The sequence below is a fragment of the Paraburkholderia panacisoli genome, assembly GCF_008369935.1.
In the GTDB taxonomy this organism is placed as follows: domain Bacteria; phylum Pseudomonadota; class Gammaproteobacteria; order Burkholderiales; family Burkholderiaceae; genus Paraburkholderia; species Paraburkholderia panacisoli.
Window position 1 is genome coordinate 1 of sequence record NZ_VTUZ01000090.1, and the last position, 14938, is coordinate 14938.

Sequence of the window (14938 nt, forward strand, 5' to 3'; positions counted from 1 at the left end):
TACAGAGATGACGGGAAATTTCACGCTGCTCCTGCCGATGCTGACATCGTGCTTTGCTGCAATGATTGTTCCCACCATGCTGCACTGTCCGCCGATCTACGATGTGCTGCGCAATCGCGTGCCGCAATACAAAGGTGACCCTGCGCATTGACACGGTGGTGCCTGACGACGGTATCACGGCCGCATGGCCAGCTTTGGGATGTGTCGCGGTGAGAGCGAGCGACACCGATATAGGACCAAGGTCCAATTGCCCTTCCCACATGCCACGCCCATACTGCTCCAGGTGGGCTGGCCGTGCCTGCTACGCCAAATTTGTCCGTTGAAAATTGGTCCGAACGGGATATTGGGCATGACGTTTCCAACACGTAGATCGGTAGCGAGTCTCACTCTTTGCATGCTGCTGCTATCCGTTTTCGACGCAACAGCACAGCAGGCACAGCCTCCTCTCTCCGCCTCGGATGTTCAAGCGCCTCAAATCGAACTCGGTTTGCGCTTCGAAGTTGAGCCGCACGCACTTGACTTGCTCAGGGCTATGAGCAGCCGTCTCGCCGCCGCAAAGACGATGATGTTCACGGCCACAACCACATACGAGAGCCCTGACCGGACCGGACAGCCACTGGCCTACACGACACTTTCGCGAGTTACGCTGCAACGTCCGAACAAACTGCGCGTGCTGACCCCGTACGACGGAGCGCCGTCCGAGTTCTACTACGATGGCAGCGTGATGACGGCGTTTTCCCCGGAGGCTAACGTGGCCGCCGTATCTGATGCGCCGCCGACGATTGATGCCATGTTGAAGGCCGCTTATGATTCGGCCGCAATCTATTTCCCATTCACCGATCTTATTGTTGCTGATCCGTATAGGGACATGACCGACGGATTGAGGCTTGCATTTGTTGTCGGCCAGTCGAAGGTTGTGGGCCACACCACGACCGACATCATCGTGCTGGCGACCGATACCCTCCAGGTTCAAATGTGGATTGGCGCAACGGACCACCTGCCACGCATGGTCCGTGCGACGTTCTTCGACGAGCCGGGCAACTATCGGCACGTCGTTGAGCTCTCGGACTGGCAACTCGACCCGCCACTCTCGCCCGACATCTTCGTGGCTGCACGCGCGGCGAAAGCGAGGCGCATGCTATTCGCAGCGCCGGATTCAATATTGCCGGAGGCTCAGGCGCCCGGCGAGGCGACGCCATGAACATCCAGGCAATACGGTACGCGGTCGTTGGTCTGTGCGGCGTCGCGATCGCTGCGGCACCGCTTAGGCATGCAGATGCGTGGATGCGCGCCGGGGCGTGGGGTGGGCACGCGGTGGGCGGCGCCGGTGGCTGGGCTTACGCGGGACCGCGCGGCAGCACCGCCTGGGGCGGAGCAGGCTCGTGGCACGCCAACGGCTTCCGCGGAGGCAGCGCGGCGGGTACCCCCGGATCATGGAGTGCGACCGGCTATCGCGGCGGGACGGCTTCAGGCGGTGCGGGCTCATGGCATGCGACGGGCGCCTACGGCAACACGGCGAGTGGTGGCTACGCGCACTATCAAGGCGGGTATTACGCAGCGTATCACCCACCGGTCGTCGTGAATCACTACGCGCCAGCGTGCTACAACTGCGGCGGGTGGAATACAGGAGGAGCATGGGCTGCAGGCGTCGCTGGGGTCGCGGCGGGCGCTGCGATCGGCGCAGCAGCGGCCAATGCGAATACCGCGACTGCCGCCGCTAACGCCTATGCCGCTGGGGTCGCTACGGGTGCCGCAGCACGGCCCGCGTACGTCCTGAATGACATATATCCGGCGCTGCCTGCCGGATGCGCTTACAGTTCGCCCGGAGGTTTGGCGTACTACCAATGCGGCGCAACCTGGTTCAGTCCGTATTACGGCGCCAACGGGGTGTACTACCGCGTAGTGGCCGGTCCATGACACATGGGCGTCCGTAGATGGCAGCGCCGGGATCGATTTTCAGTCGGCAGCAACACGCCTGAGGAGATTAATGCGAAGCAGCCCGGTTAGTCAGGTAGCCAGTCAAACTGACGCCCTTGCAACGGCGAAATCCGCGACACTACTGTTGATCCCGGCGTGCTGCTATCCGCCCTACACGAAACACGGGCTCGAGCGTGCGATCGTGAACAAGCTCATGCCTTAGCGGGATCCGCTCTATCCGCGTGGGCGAACGAGTGTGGGCTCGGCTGGCAACAACAGAGGGCAGGTCGCACGCAATCTGGATGCCTGCGACCATGTCACCGTCTGCGGTGATTCCTTCCCGTTTGCGCAGGCAGCGAAACGCTTGATCGCGACGACCTATGCGTCATCTGCCCATTCATGTTCGCGATGACTGGGGGCAACGCCGACGGCATGCTCGTCACCGATTGCATAGATGACACGGGCAGGATGCCGGACCACGAACCCAACTGAGTGGAAGTGAGCATGGAACTTGACCCTGTCATCCTCTCGCGCGTCCAGTTCGGCTTCGTCATCAGCTTTCACATCATCTTCCCGGCCTTCACCATCGGGCTGGCAGCCTGGCTGGCGACGATCGAGGGCGCGCGGCTCGTGACCGGCAACGCGCTGTACCGCAGAGTGTTCGACTTCTGGCGGCCGATCTTCGCGGTGTCCTTCGGCATGGGCGTGGTCACCGGCATCGTGATGGCCTTCCAGTTCGGCACCAACTGGGGCGTGCTGGCGGTAAAGACCGGCTCCATCCAGGGCCCGCTTTTGGGCTACGAGGGCTTCACGGCCTTCATGCTCGAGGCAACTTTCTTCGGTGTCTTGCTGCTCGGGCGCAACCGCGTATCGCCATGGTTCTACTTCTTTTCCTGCTGCATGGTGGCGCTGGGCACGATGTTCTCGTCGTTCTGGATTCTCGCCAACAACAGCTGGATGCAGGTTCCGCTCGGCCACACGATCGTGGATGGCAAGATTGTTCCCGCCAACTGGATGCAGATCGTGTTCGGTCCGGTGCAGATGGTGCGCTGGCCGCACATGTTGCTTGCTGCCTTCCTGACCAGTGCGATGTGCGTGGCAGCCACGGGCGCCTGGTATCTCCTGCGCGGCGTGCATCGCGACGAAGGACGGGTCATGCTCCACTGGGGGTTGGCGCTGGTCGCAGTGGTGATACCCGTGCAGCTGTTTTTTGGGCACCTGACGGGTGAATACGTGCTGAAGCACCAGCCAGCCAAGTTCGCCGCGATTGAAGCGCGCTGGAAAAACCAGCAGCCGGCGGACGAGGTGCTGTTTGCCATTCCCGATGAAGCAAACGAACGCAACCTCTACGCCATTACCGTGCCCAGGCTAGGCAGTTTCATCGCATCAGGGAATTTCACTTCAGCCGAAGTCGGACTGGAATCGTTCCCTCGTGAAGACCGCCCCCCGGTACTGATTCCATTCTTTGCCTTTCGCCTGATGGTCGGCATGGGCCTCATCATGCTGGCTGTTTCGTGGCTGGGCAACCTGCTGCGCTGGCGCGGGAAGCTGGAATCGTCGCGCTGGTTCCTATGGGCCACGTTCCTTTCGTTCCCGACTGGCTTTATAGCGATCCTCACCGGCTGGTACACGGCGGAAGTCGGTCGCCAGCCCTGGGTCGTGTACGGCTTGCTGCGCACCCGGGACGCCATCACGCCGGCGCTGACGACCAGCGATGTGCTGACCTCACTGATCACCTACATCGTCGTCTATGGTCTCTTCGTCTCGTTCGGCATCTACTACATTTACAGGCTCTTGCGCGACGGGCCGCGCGTCGAAGACACAGCGCTGACCAATGTCACGGCCAGCCGGCCGCTGGCCATCGCCGCGCGGACCGAAACAGCAGCCGACGCCGATGCAAGGAGCAAGCCATGAGCGAACTGCATCCCAGCAACCTGGCGCTCTTCTGGGCCGCGGTCATTGCTGTCTCCATCCTGGTGTACGTGGTACTGGACGGCCTGGATCTGGGGGTTGGCATTCTGTTCGGCAGCACGCGTGACGAAGGCCACCGCTCGCAGATGATGAGCACCATCGCGCCGTTCTGGGACGGCAACGAGACCTGGCTGGTCGTCATTGGCGCTGGCCTGTTCGCGAGCTTCCCGGTCGTCTATGTTGTGTTCATGGGCGCCTTCTATGTGCCGGTACTGCTGCTGCTCGTTGGCCTGATCTTTCGGGGCATCGCGTTCGAGTTTCGCTACCGGAGCGTTCGGGCGCGCAGGCTCTGGGATGCGGGCTTCTTTCTCGGGTCAACCGTGGTGGCCTTCGCTCAGGGTGCCGCCGTCGGCGCGCTTATGCGCGGCATCCCGGTGGCGAACGAGCAGTTTGCAGGCACGTCGTTCGACTGGCTGCACCCGTTTGCGGTGCTGACGGGTATCGGTCTGGTGTTCGGCTATGCGCTGCTCGGCGCAGGCTGGATCGTCCTCAAGAGCGAGGGCGCATTGCGCGACTGGGCATACAAACGCATTGGCTGGCTCGCGGCGATCGTGTTCGTCCTCCTTGGGCTGGCTTTCACCGTGTCGCTGACCGTCGACGCGGGCGCGGTGGCGCAGAGCCACCTGCGCGAGCGCGCCTGGGGACTCATCTTCCCGGTTGCCGCGATCGCGACGTTGGGTAGCGCCGTCATGAGCGCACGAGCGCGCCGCGACGGGTTGACGTTTGCGCTCACCGTGTTGTTCGTCCTGGCCTCCTACCTGACGCTTGGTGTGATGTTCTGGCCTTACATGGTTCCGTATACCATCACCGTGGGCAAAGCCGCGGCGCCAGAGGCATCGCTGAATTTCCTGTTCTACGGAGGCGTGGTGGTGCTGCCAGTGATCGCGCTCTATACCGCCGGCGTCTACTGGGTGTTTCGGGGCAAGGTCCAGCACGAATCCGAATGACCGAAGCGGGGGGCGGCCGGGATTCGCTAAAAGTCCACCGCATCTCGGCCTAAGCTACTGATTTAAATCCGCATTCTATGATCGGATTGAGCGGCGGTACGGGGCGCTTGAGATCCAGCCAATAGTCGCCGAGCCGATTGGTGTGCTCACGCCGGTATGGTGGAGTAGATGAAATTGGGGGGAGTGTCCTTAATTTCGACACATCTCAGGCAACCGGAAATGCGGGAAGGGCTTCCCGAAAGATTGCTCTAATTTGCCGTCCAGCATTTCCACGCGGGTCTGAAGTAAATAGTGAGCACCCTTCATAGACCAGCGCATTTGTTGTCCGCTTTGCCAATTGATTAGGACCTCACCGGTGGGTCGCACGCGTGGCGCGTCCAGCAGCGTTGTCCGAATGCGTCCGAGCGCGTCGGCGAACCACGCGCGCAGGTCGGCGGGTCAGGCCAGTTTTTCATCGTCCGGGTTTGGATAAAAAACGTGCATATTCGGATACCTTCAGTTATCACGCTAGCCGCACTCGACGGACAGAAAATCGAAATACAGGAATCCTGGCTAGCCAGCGCGCACTTTCGGGTGTCGGGTGACCGTGACGATCGAAGCTGCCGTTGGCGCGACCATCGGCCAACGGTGGGCACTGGTCTGCATTGCTGACGTCGGGCCCGCGACCAGAACAAACGGCAGTTTCGCTCCCGTTGGAAGGACGGCAACGACTCAACCAGGACGCTAAACCCCCGCGCCATCTTAACAACTGCTTTCACGGTCGAACGATCAGCAAGCTCGTCATCACATTTTCATGCGTGAAACATTGATGCCTGAGACCGACACGTCACCCATCAGGCCGCTGTTGGTCAGGACGATCGCTTCAACAGGTGCTGTGGCCGTTCTCTTGTGAATCTCTCCGTCCGCGCCAACCTTCAGCAGCGGAACCGACCCACCGACCGACCAGCCTTTGGAATTGCGAAAGCTGTTGAGCGCGTCACGCGTCATGAACAAGAAGATGATGTCCTTCGATTGTTCGTTCTGCAAGCCTAGTGAGCCCGACACCATGCTGTAGTAGCCGGCCGTCTTCCCGCCTACATGCAAAGCGCCTTCGCCGTATTCCTCGTCTATGAGGGAGTCCAGCAGCACTTCTGGGAATACGAGAACGCCGTTCGCCCTGGCGACGAGTTCCTTCGAACGTTTGACCACATCGTATAGCCGCATTAAAGACTCGCGGACGTTAGCGTTGATTTGTTGCTGCAGCACCGAGGTGGAGTCGGCGGCGAGCGTGTCGCCTAGTATCATCGGGGAGCCCGCCAGCGTAAGGCCCGCAACGGCGAGCGCGGCCGTCCCAGTCTGTATAAAGCTTCTTCTGCGCATGGTTGTCTCTGCCTCCATCGTGGTTCACGGTCGCACCGTGTTGCTGCAATGGATAAAAAAGATGTATTCCACCGACAATTGCTTTGTCGCGTGGCCCGGTTGCAATGCTGGGAGCCACGACACCGCAGACGACGCGTTACTGCGTTCAGACTGACACATCTCGATGACGTCGCGCGTGCCGACACCTGGGTGCCCTGTTGCCAGATGCAAACATACTGTTCGCAGCGCGTGCGCAGAAATGCGAAAAATGTACAACTCAGTTTAGTTCATCGGCGGTGGCACCCACCATGTTTCGCCTATCGAAGTGAATCGGCCGTTGGAATCGTGCCTTTCTGTGTTGCGCGAACGGCAACTTTTGGCCGATGCCTGCATTATGACGACGGATAGTAAGCGACCCAGGGTGTGTGGAAACATCCACAGAACCGCAATACGCCGCGCGGCTCTTACGCCGCCTGGCGCTTTTAACTGTCTCTCGGGCCAATGCGGCAACGACGCGCCGTTAAACGGCTCTGATGCCTTATAAAAGGCTATTCTGGGATTGATTTAGGACCTACGGAGTGCTACGCACCTGTTGGCGTTCGTTAATTCTGCTTGCTGTGTCCACGGCAGCGCTAATGTTGTCCTTTAATTTTGCTAGCGCGCCTTTCCACCGTAACACGGACTCATTGCCCGTCACGAATGACTGCGCGCAGTGCGATAACGGTATAGCGGACATCCGCCCAAGGACTGTGGGTGCCGCCGGGTAATCGCAAAAGTGCCCTGCTGTATGACGTTTTTTCACTCGTGCACCGGGACGGGCTCGTCCGAAGATCGCGACAATGGCTTTCGGTATCTGCGCGTGCTGCTTCTTTAGGCTAACGCGTCCCTGCGTCGCTCGGCAGCGGCATTAGCGAAATTAAAGAACACGTTGAACGCACTAGCAAAATTAACGGACATCCCGTCGTTCACCCGTTGTTGAAACGCGACGGGTGACAAAACCATCAATCTGGCTGTACGGCCTTATCGGACAGGGGTTGCAGCCCTTTTTCTCGCTAGCAAATTCCGTGGACACGGCTAGCAGAATTAACGAACATCAACAGCACAGGTGCTTTCACCCGGTCTGACTACGTCTCTAGTGACGGTTTTAAACGGCCCGGATTAACAGACCCGACGACCGGATTTGATGCGGGTGAAACAGGCACTTACACCGTCTTCCCGAACCGCACGGGCGTCATGCACATTACGTTTCCCGCTCCCATCGCTTCCACCATCATCGACGTTAGATTCGTGCTGACCGAAGGGGGTCACCGACTTCACGGTGTTGTAAGCCATCAGGAAATCGCCGGGCCTTTCACTGCGTTGGATGGAAAAACAACGTGCGGCCCAACGCCGGCGTGCAACATGCGGGCTCAGGAAAGCGTCGTGGGCGAGAAATTCAACGTGGAAGGAAGAACTCGCTTAAGGGGCGTTGGAGACTAAGGGGTGGCTCTGTTCTAGAGGTAAGGCGCACGGGTGGCGACAGCACGCTCGTAGGGCTCGAGGACGCGAAGCAAGGCAGATATCAGGAAAATTGAACAAGTCACTGCTTTAGCAGGCGTTCGAGCGCCTGTGTGCAGCTCGACCTGCAACTTTTGCCGGACGAGCCGCACACGATTTTGGCGGCGGTCGTGCGAGCTTCTCGGAGGCAAATATAAACAGCTTGTGCGCTCGCTAACAGTGCTGTTGGCTGCAACGAAGCAGACTGTCATTCTAGGAGGCGGGCCGGCGCTGGTCGCGTCAGCACTTACAAGAAGTTACGCGGGAAACCGCATGTTTTCCCCTATCGTCGCTTGGATTGGCCACAATTCATTTTTCAAACCAGCGCTCGCCCGATGGGTTTGGACTCCATAACACAACTTGCAGGGATGACACGGTCATGGAAGCAAAAGACTATGACGGCAGCGCTTCGAGGCATCGTGCTCATAGGCGCCCCGTGACGCTGAGCGCGCAGGAGCTCGCGACGCTCTTGCGCCTGCGCAATGCGTCGGCCGAGACGAACACAGTAACGCCGGACGTCATCGCCCTGCAAGCAGCGGGGCTAGTCCATCTCATCGCGTCAGATGACGGCGACGCCACGCTCGCGCTGACCGTAGGCGGGAAGGTGCTGTTGCGGTTGCTTGGCGCCGAGCCAGCTGACCGCCCCCCTTATCCAAACTAATGGGGCGAGTTGTCCCGGTGCCCTGCGCGGTTCGGCCCTCGGCTGGCCAACACCAACTGTCAGGCGAGAAGCAAGACCCGCTTGCAAAACGGTTAGAGCAACTTATCGCCCTTGACGCGCGGGCTTCAGGGAGACTTTGACGTATTGCGATTCCTGTGGCAGCACCGGGACCGGCCTAGGCACTTCTGTCGGTGTTGTTACAAAATGCACGACAGACAGAGGAGCTGGCATGTGCTGGATTTTGCAGTTCGCTATTCGAGGGCGGCGGGTGTCGGGAGTTCTCACACACATCGAGAATAGTGAGCCGTGGTCTTTGCTCCGTTTCAGAGCTGACCACTGTTGTAACTCCGTGCTCAAGCTCCTTTCGGCGCGGATGGCTGACTCGACGGGTTGCTTTGCGTCGAAGGGTGACCAGTTACTGATGGAGCACATGTTTTCTCCAGACGGCGTACAACACAGTCTGTTCGTACGCACTTGGGTAAGAAAGCGCAACGCGGCCGTGGATTGCACCAGGTTTGCCGCTTCGCGATTGCCTTGTCAATTCCGGTCTTACAGACCTATAACGTAGCTGTAGCACGGTTTCTATTGGCCAACGGACTCACGACGTCCTGTCCCCAGCGTCTTTATTGCGCCGGCCTGCCTCGCGTGGTACCCACTTCGCGTTATTGTCCAAACAGTCATCAAACGGGTTCAGCTTCTCGCACAGTGCGTGCCAGACGCAGACTCTGGATTCGCTCGCGCAAAAGGCGCCGGTATTCGACGCTGAATGTCGCTTCGGGGAGCGGAAAACGGAAATCAGCAAGGAGCAAAGGTCTCAAGCACCTTGCACATGAATCAAGGAGATGAGATGAACTCAAAACTTGTATTGGCGACGGGCGCTGTTTGCCTGTTCGCAGTCGGAGGAATGGCCCGCGCCCAGAGTGCACCGCAATCAGCGCCGCCGTCCACGCAACCAACGATGCAGAAGGGGCAAGTGCAAGCGCAGCCGGGCACTGACACGTCGTATGGCGGAGTTCAGGCCATTGGGAGCGCAGCGGCAGGCAGTATGCGTCCGCCTTCCTGCGTTTCGAGAACTTCATGCGACATCTATCACGGCCATTGAGCCGGAGCGTAGCCGGCGCGCATGTCGTCGCGACTTATCGTCCGAGCTCGCTCCCCCTGCGACGCTGCGCCCCGCGCCCGCCGGAGAGCCAGTAGCCTGGGTATCTCTGGAGGGCGTCGTCCGCATGATGAGCATGGATGTTGTCGCCGACCTCAGTTCGAACCGGACGCCGAGATTCGGCTGGACCAGCAGACGGCCCGTGAATCGTTGCAGCCTAAACATTTTTCCATTTGGAAGACTGGTCAGTCCGATGTCGGCGCGTGGGTCAATGTCGTATTGGCGTCAGCAATGTTCACGCAATTTGTACGAGATTCAACCAGCGTAGGTATCGCGGAAGCTGTGTTCGACCCGGACGGCCAGTGTGCCAGAGCAACGCGCTGCCAGCCGGCACGGTTTCGCGCGCAGCTTCAGCGTGAATTATGGACCGCATAGCCTCTGGCCTGACGGAGAGACGCTTGTGGATGTATCGTTCCTCATCGACCCGATTCACAACACTGTCACCAGCGTGCATGACGGCTATTCCCGTGCTGGCGAACTTATCGGCACGGATTTGACCGATACCGCGACCCTGTGGGGTGATGCTGCCGACTCGGATACCTCGGTACAAGTCATCGTCGCGGACGACAGCCTGACAAACAACACTATCTCGCGCGGCTTTTTCAAGGTTACGCTCGCGCTGGAGAACGGGAGACTGGAACGGGTACTAGCGGGAAAAGCAGTACTCAATGCGTATGGCAGCCCACCTCCCGACATTAAGGAGCAAGTCAGAACGCTCAAGGCCGTGCGCGAGCGGGTCAGCTTTATTAGCGTTGAAGACGCGTTTCTGTGGTTCGAGGAAAACACTGGCGGCTCACCGTTTTCACTAGAGGGCTAAAGCGGGTTTGCGCTCAGGAATGTCTCGCGTTTCTCCCTAAAGGGCTTGCGTACGCCAGATACAATGAGGCCTATGTCGATTTTCCGCAAACGGATGCCCTGTAGCCAATGTTGTGTTGGTCCTTTAGCTCCTTCGGAGTTTGAGACGAGCCACCGGGAATGCGGACTCGCTTGATGTCACGGATGTGCGAAATTCACATGGGAAAATCCGTTGAAGATTTCGTGCAATGTCCGAACACGAGGGTCATTTTGACCGAGTATGGACGTCAACACAGCATCGACCCTCATGCCGACATCGGACGGACCAGTCTGCCAATTGGAAAGAGGTTCCAGCAGCAACGATTCACGACCCGTTCTGGTGGACCAGCCGAATTTCAGCATCCGGGTCAGACTGACGTCGGAACATCATGCCCGGGCGACAAGATGCTCGAGGTCTTAGCGCAGCAACGCCCCGCCGCTCGTGAGACGAATCCCTTCGACACCAAGTCCAACGAACACACGGGCAACACGCTCAATTTTCTCGAATCTGAGTAGCTCGTGTCGCGGCAGGAATGCGTAGTCCTTGCCAAACACTTCCTTGGCATACTAGGGCGGCCTGACACCGCTTCCAAAAGCGACAAAGACAACACCGATTATGAAAATACGTTGCGCGCGAAGCGAAGACCTTGATGGCATCAAAGCATTGCTCGCAGAGGACCAACTGCCGGTTGCAGAGGTGACAGACGATATGCTGCATGATTTTGCTGTCACAGAAGACGCGTGCGTGAAATTGCGCCTCGTTGAAGATTCGGGTACAGGTGCGCAAAACGTACCAACTCATCGCGGGCTGCTGCCCGTGGCATGACCGGTCCATGCGTAACCGGGCCTGCTGGCAACGGGCCGCATCGCGTGGGAACGTATATTGCTTCAGAATGAAGTTACCTTCCGCATCACCCCAGGTCGCTGTGGCTACAATTCTCCTGGTTGACGATGACCCGAAAACCCTCCGCCCGCTTCGGATACTTCTGGAGGCTGAGGGATATCGTGTGCTCACCGCGCTCGACGGAAAAGCCGCTGAGTCCGTCACCGAAGACGACCAACCCGACCTCATTGTGACCGACTGGATGATGCCCAGTGTGGACGGCGTTGCGCTCTGCCGCTGGCTGAAAGCCGACACAGCGACGGCCGACATTCCTGTCGTCATGCTCTCGGCTGCGCAGCCACCTCAACCAGGCGAACGATTATGGGATGTCCTCTTAAGGAAACCGACGCCGATAGCTCGTCTCACTGAAGTCATTGCATGCCTGCTCAAGACGCGCAGGACGCGGCCAGTACAGCCCTGAACTCGAAACGCGACAACTGGTATGGTCATCACGTCCTTCTGCGAGGGCGCTGCGATTTGGTCAACCTGTTCGCCAGGTGTATCGCATGGCGGGAGCTATCAGGCGCTCGCCCTCATCGGAGGTGCCGAGACGTCGGCGAGTTGTTCAATGACGGGAAGGGATGCCGTCACGGTCGTACCCGTTCGGAAACCGCCGCTTTCGATTGAGACGCTGCCCCCATGACATTCCACCAGATACCTCACCAGGGCAAGTCCGATGCCGAGGCCGGAATCGGCCGACGAACCAGCACGTAATTGCGCGAACATGTCAAAGACATAGGGTAGTTTTTCCGGGGGAATCCCATAGCCGTTGTCAGATACTGTAAAAATCACACTGCCCGGGACCTGTGTGTTTCCGGGTGGCGTTGCAACGACAGACAACGCGATTTGGCTGCCGTCCGGAGAGTATTTCGCTGCGTTAGTCAGCAGGTTCGCCAACACCTGGGTTAAACGCACCATGTCGGATTCGTGAGGCATCAAGCAAATCGTCCACGAGGCGGTGGAGACGATTCATCTGACGCCCGGCTACTTCCAGCGCTTTTTCGCCCGCACTGGCACTGGTGCCGACGCGACGCAGGATTTCAAGCGACGACAGAACGGGGGCGATTGGGTTTCTGAGTTCGTGGCTGAGCGTGGCGATAAACTCGTGGGTACGCTCTTCGGCTCCGCGCAATGCTGCCTGCGCCTTTTCCGCTTCAGTTGCCCGTTTTTCTGCCAACGCCTGGACGCGGGCTACCTGCATGGCCGCGCCAGTGAAATCGGCAAGGCTCTTCAGCAGCCGCAGGTCTTCCCCGTCAAATCGCCGTTGCTCATCATGTGACATGACCCAGATTGCGCCCCAAGGCCCATCCCGGACGGGAATGGGCACGAGCAGGGCCTCGACGACGGGTGGCGACACGGCCTCGATGGAAGCAAAGTAGCGCTGCGGCGTCTTGAACAGTTCAGGCTTGCCCATCGCGAGGGTAACGCCGCACAGGCTGTCGTCGAACGGGCGATAGGTATTCAGGAGCGGTACGCAATGACGCCAATGCTTCGTGCTTCATCTTCTGTTCTACACGGCGCGAGCACACCCGAGCTCTCCACGAGTTTCGTACCCTTCGTGATGGTTCCGCTCGCCGCATAGCCGTCATGCTGAGGAATCGCGTGGCCCCAAATGCTGTATCCCTTGTACGTGTCCGGTTCCATCTTCGATCTGTGCCTGGAACGAATCCGCGTGTCAATTTGAGAGTGCGCTGTTACATCGCCTCCAGATTTTGGCAACAAGGGGAGATGCGTATTGAACCGTGATTGCAGAAGTAAATAGCTGCTCGGGCCGCGCATCGCCTTCATCGTTGAGTTCCTGCTCCACGACCGCGCGCGCGATTTCACGCGCCTCGGCGACAACTTCAATCCGCTCCAGCCAGGTTGCCGTCAACGCGTTCCGTTGCAGCCGGATACGGGTGGCTCCACAAGCTGGTCATTGCTGAGCCAGTCCCCTTGCAACGAAAGGGATGCCACGTCGCTGACTGCGAGGTAGCAGCGATGCACCGACCTGTGCGCGTCTGTCAGCAAAGGCAACCCGACAATGTCTTCAAACATGGCTCCCTCCAAGCCTGAGAAACTCCCTTGAGTCAGGTCGTTCTGGCCTGAAGGCGTGCACCGGCGATCTCCGGACGATCACGCGCCGCATGATGTTTCCCTGGCTGGCCTATACACCAGTCTAGAAGCGGACATTTTTCCGCAGTTGTTGATGATTCGAGCGAGGACTTTCTGCTTTGGGCCAGCAAAGGGTCGGGAAACATAGATAGAGAAGTTAGGTATCCGCCAGGGGATTGTTTGCGATCCGCGAAGCGATGCCGAACGGCCGTTCCTGGCCGAGCCCGGTCCGACATAGAACGGCCGGCATGGTCGGCCATTGATCGGCCGCGTCGGGCAGCGGTCGACCCCATTGCAGTCGGTCACTGTCGCGGTAAAGCGGACCGTCAGTCCCCGTGCAATCGGCCGATATCCGCGGTCATACCTTCGCCAACTCAGCGCAGTACATGATTCGAGACAAGGCTCGTCGCTCCGCGAGCGCAACGACGGTTTCGACATACCGTTGTTGCCGCGCAAATGCCTCCTTCCCGTCCGAGCCCTCGATCTCCGCGCGGTGGGCGAGCATGGCTCTCAGTCTTCCGCTCGCGTTCAGGAGAACGCTGTGTGTTCTGTCCTCTTGATCAATTAGCCGAAAGCCAGCAGCTTCGAGCAGATTTTCATTGAGTCCTGAAGGCACGAACTGGGTGTATCCGTTGATACTTCGTCGCTCGACCTCCTCATTCGAGATCGGTCCGGTGATGACGCCCGCATCAGTAAGCAGGAATCTTCCGGTTGGTGCCAACAGTCTCGCCATCTCATGAAAAAACGACTTTCGGTTACGAAGATGAACTATGACATCCAAGGAGATGACAGCATCGAATGATGAACCGTCGAACGGAACCGGCAGGTTCAGATCGGCTTCGAAGAGCGCAACACAGTCTTGAACGCCGGCGGCCGAAGCTCTTGCGCGCCCTGACGCAACTGCAGATGCACTCACGTCCAGTCCGGTGCCCATGCAGCCGGTCGACTTGACCGCGAAGACCAACGGCCCGCAAGGGCCGCACCCGGCGTCCAGGAGTCTGCTAGACGTGGTGAGCGAGAGTCGGCCCACGTCAGATCGAAGCTCTTCAGCGGTGACCCACGAGTGCTGCCCGATGTCCTCCCCGTAAGCCTCCTGACGCAACTGTCTCATCAACGGCGAATCGAACGCCGCATACAGAGGGTCGTATCCTTCGGCCGATGAGTGTTCAGGAGCAGTCATATGGAGCTCCAAATGGCAGCAAAATTATCTGAGCAGCGGCACGTTAAATCATAGTGCTTCTCGCTGTACCCGGTCCGACGTTGAACTGGCGGAGTGGGCCGCCATTGATTGGTCCGTGTCGGGCAGGAGTCGACCCGGTATAGATGGTCCGTTCCGCCTTCGCTGATACTGGTTGCACTGGCAGCTCGCTGCCAGTGCAGGCGGAACATGCACCCGTGGACTACGAATAAGTCGACCCAAACGCCTGGACGTTTGCCGTTTTAGCTTCGAGTCCGCGGGTGCGCTTGCGCTCGTCAACGAATACTCAGCTTCCCAAACCCGTGCCGGGTACGGTGTTCCTGAAGAAACGATTTCACAATGGCGACGAGCTATAACGTGGGTAGCAGCGCCGCGATGACCGACAACCCACTGGTGCGAG

Annotated in this window: 13 protein-coding genes; 8 read left to right on the forward strand and 5 right to left on the reverse strand. The window is 59.1% G+C overall.

Going from position 1 to position 14938, the window contains the following annotated elements; genetic code table 11:
* The first annotated feature begins 394 nt into the window (after positions 1–394).
* The 4 genes from FVF58_RS49595 (at position 395) to cydB (ending at position 4835) form a co-directional block, all read left to right on the forward strand.
* Positions 395–1201: a DUF2092 domain-containing protein gene (locus FVF58_RS49595; protein WP_246217589.1), complete on the forward strand. Its 807-nt coding sequence runs from the start codon at positions 395–397 to the stop codon at positions 1199–1201.
* Complete coding sequence (locus FVF58_RS49600) at positions 1198–1917, forward strand: RNA-binding protein (protein WP_188131217.1); 720 nt, start codon at positions 1198–1200, stop codon at positions 1915–1917. The genes FVF58_RS49595 and FVF58_RS49600 overlap by 4 nt, the downstream gene beginning before the upstream one ends.
* Before the next feature lie 504 nt (positions 1918–2421).
* The gene (locus tag FVF58_RS49605) at positions 2422–3831 is read left to right on the forward strand and encodes a cytochrome ubiquinol oxidase subunit I (protein WP_149676780.1); all 1410 of its coding nucleotides are present in this window, start codon (positions 2422–2424) and stop codon (positions 3829–3831) included.
* Entirely contained in the window at positions 3828–4835 is a 1008-nt protein-coding gene (cydB, locus tag FVF58_RS49610; protein WP_149676781.1) for a cytochrome d ubiquinol oxidase subunit II, read from the forward strand. The genes FVF58_RS49605 and cydB overlap by 4 nt, the downstream gene beginning before the upstream one ends.
* A 783-nt stretch (positions 4836–5618) precedes the next feature.
* On the opposite strand, the gene FVF58_RS49615 is transcribed toward cydB, so the two are convergent.
* Positions 5619–6194: a BPSL1445 family SYLF domain-containing lipoprotein gene (locus tag FVF58_RS49615; RefSeq protein ID WP_149676782.1), complete on the reverse strand. Its 576-nt coding sequence runs from the start codon at positions 6192–6194 to the stop codon at positions 5619–5621.
* A 1894-nt stretch (positions 6195–8088) separates the two neighbouring features.
* Between FVF58_RS49615 and FVF58_RS49620 the strand changes: the two genes are divergently transcribed.
* The 4 genes from FVF58_RS49620 to FVF58_RS49640 all read left to right on the forward strand — a co-directional run bounded on the left by FVF58_RS49620 (position 8089) and on the right by FVF58_RS49640 (position 11667).
* Positions 8089–8370 carry a hypothetical protein gene (locus FVF58_RS49620; protein ID WP_149676783.1) on the forward strand — a complete coding sequence of 94 codons (282 nt, stop codon included), beginning with the start codon at positions 8089–8091 and terminating at the stop codon, positions 8368–8370.
* 1559 nt (positions 8371–9929) lie between these two features.
* The gene (locus tag FVF58_RS49625) at positions 9930–10346 is read left to right on the forward strand and encodes a hypothetical protein (protein WP_149676784.1); all 417 of its coding nucleotides are present in this window, start codon (positions 9930–9932) and stop codon (positions 10344–10346) included.
* Positions 10347–10543: 197 nt separating this feature from the next.
* Positions 10544–10879 carry a hypothetical protein gene (locus FVF58_RS55165; protein ID WP_149676785.1) on the forward strand — a complete coding sequence of 112 codons (336 nt, stop codon included), beginning with the start codon at positions 10544–10546 and terminating at the stop codon, positions 10877–10879.
* 377 nt (positions 10880–11256) lie between these two features.
* Positions 11257–11667, forward strand: a complete 411-nt coding sequence (locus tag FVF58_RS49640; protein ID WP_149676786.1) for a response regulator — start codon at positions 11257–11259, stop codon at positions 11665–11667.
* A 98-nt stretch (positions 11668–11765) separates the two neighbouring features.
* On the opposite strand, the gene FVF58_RS49645 is transcribed toward FVF58_RS49640, so the two are convergent.
* The 4 genes from FVF58_RS49645 to FVF58_RS49660 form a co-directional block, all read right to left on the reverse strand.
* Complete coding sequence (locus FVF58_RS49645) at positions 11766–12164, reverse strand: sensor histidine kinase (RefSeq protein ID WP_188131218.1); 399 nt, start codon at positions 12162–12164, stop codon at positions 11766–11768.
* The gene (locus FVF58_RS49650; RefSeq protein WP_281291365.1) at positions 12124–12711 is read right to left on the reverse strand and encodes a histidine kinase dimerization/phospho-acceptor domain-containing protein; all 588 of its coding nucleotides are present in this window, start codon (positions 12709–12711) and stop codon (positions 12124–12126) included. Before FVF58_RS49650 ends, FVF58_RS49645 begins: the two co-directional genes overlap by 41 nt.
* 210 nt (positions 12712–12921) lie before the next feature.
* Positions 12922–13119, reverse strand: a complete 198-nt coding sequence (locus FVF58_RS52190) for a hypothetical protein (RefSeq protein WP_188131219.1) — start codon at positions 13117–13119, stop codon at positions 12922–12924.
* 579 nt (positions 13120–13698) lie between these two features.
* Entirely contained in the window at positions 13699–14520 is an 822-nt protein-coding gene (locus FVF58_RS49660) for an SAM-dependent methyltransferase (RefSeq protein WP_149676789.1), read from the reverse strand.
* Between the last annotated feature and the right edge of the window lie 418 nt (positions 14521–14938).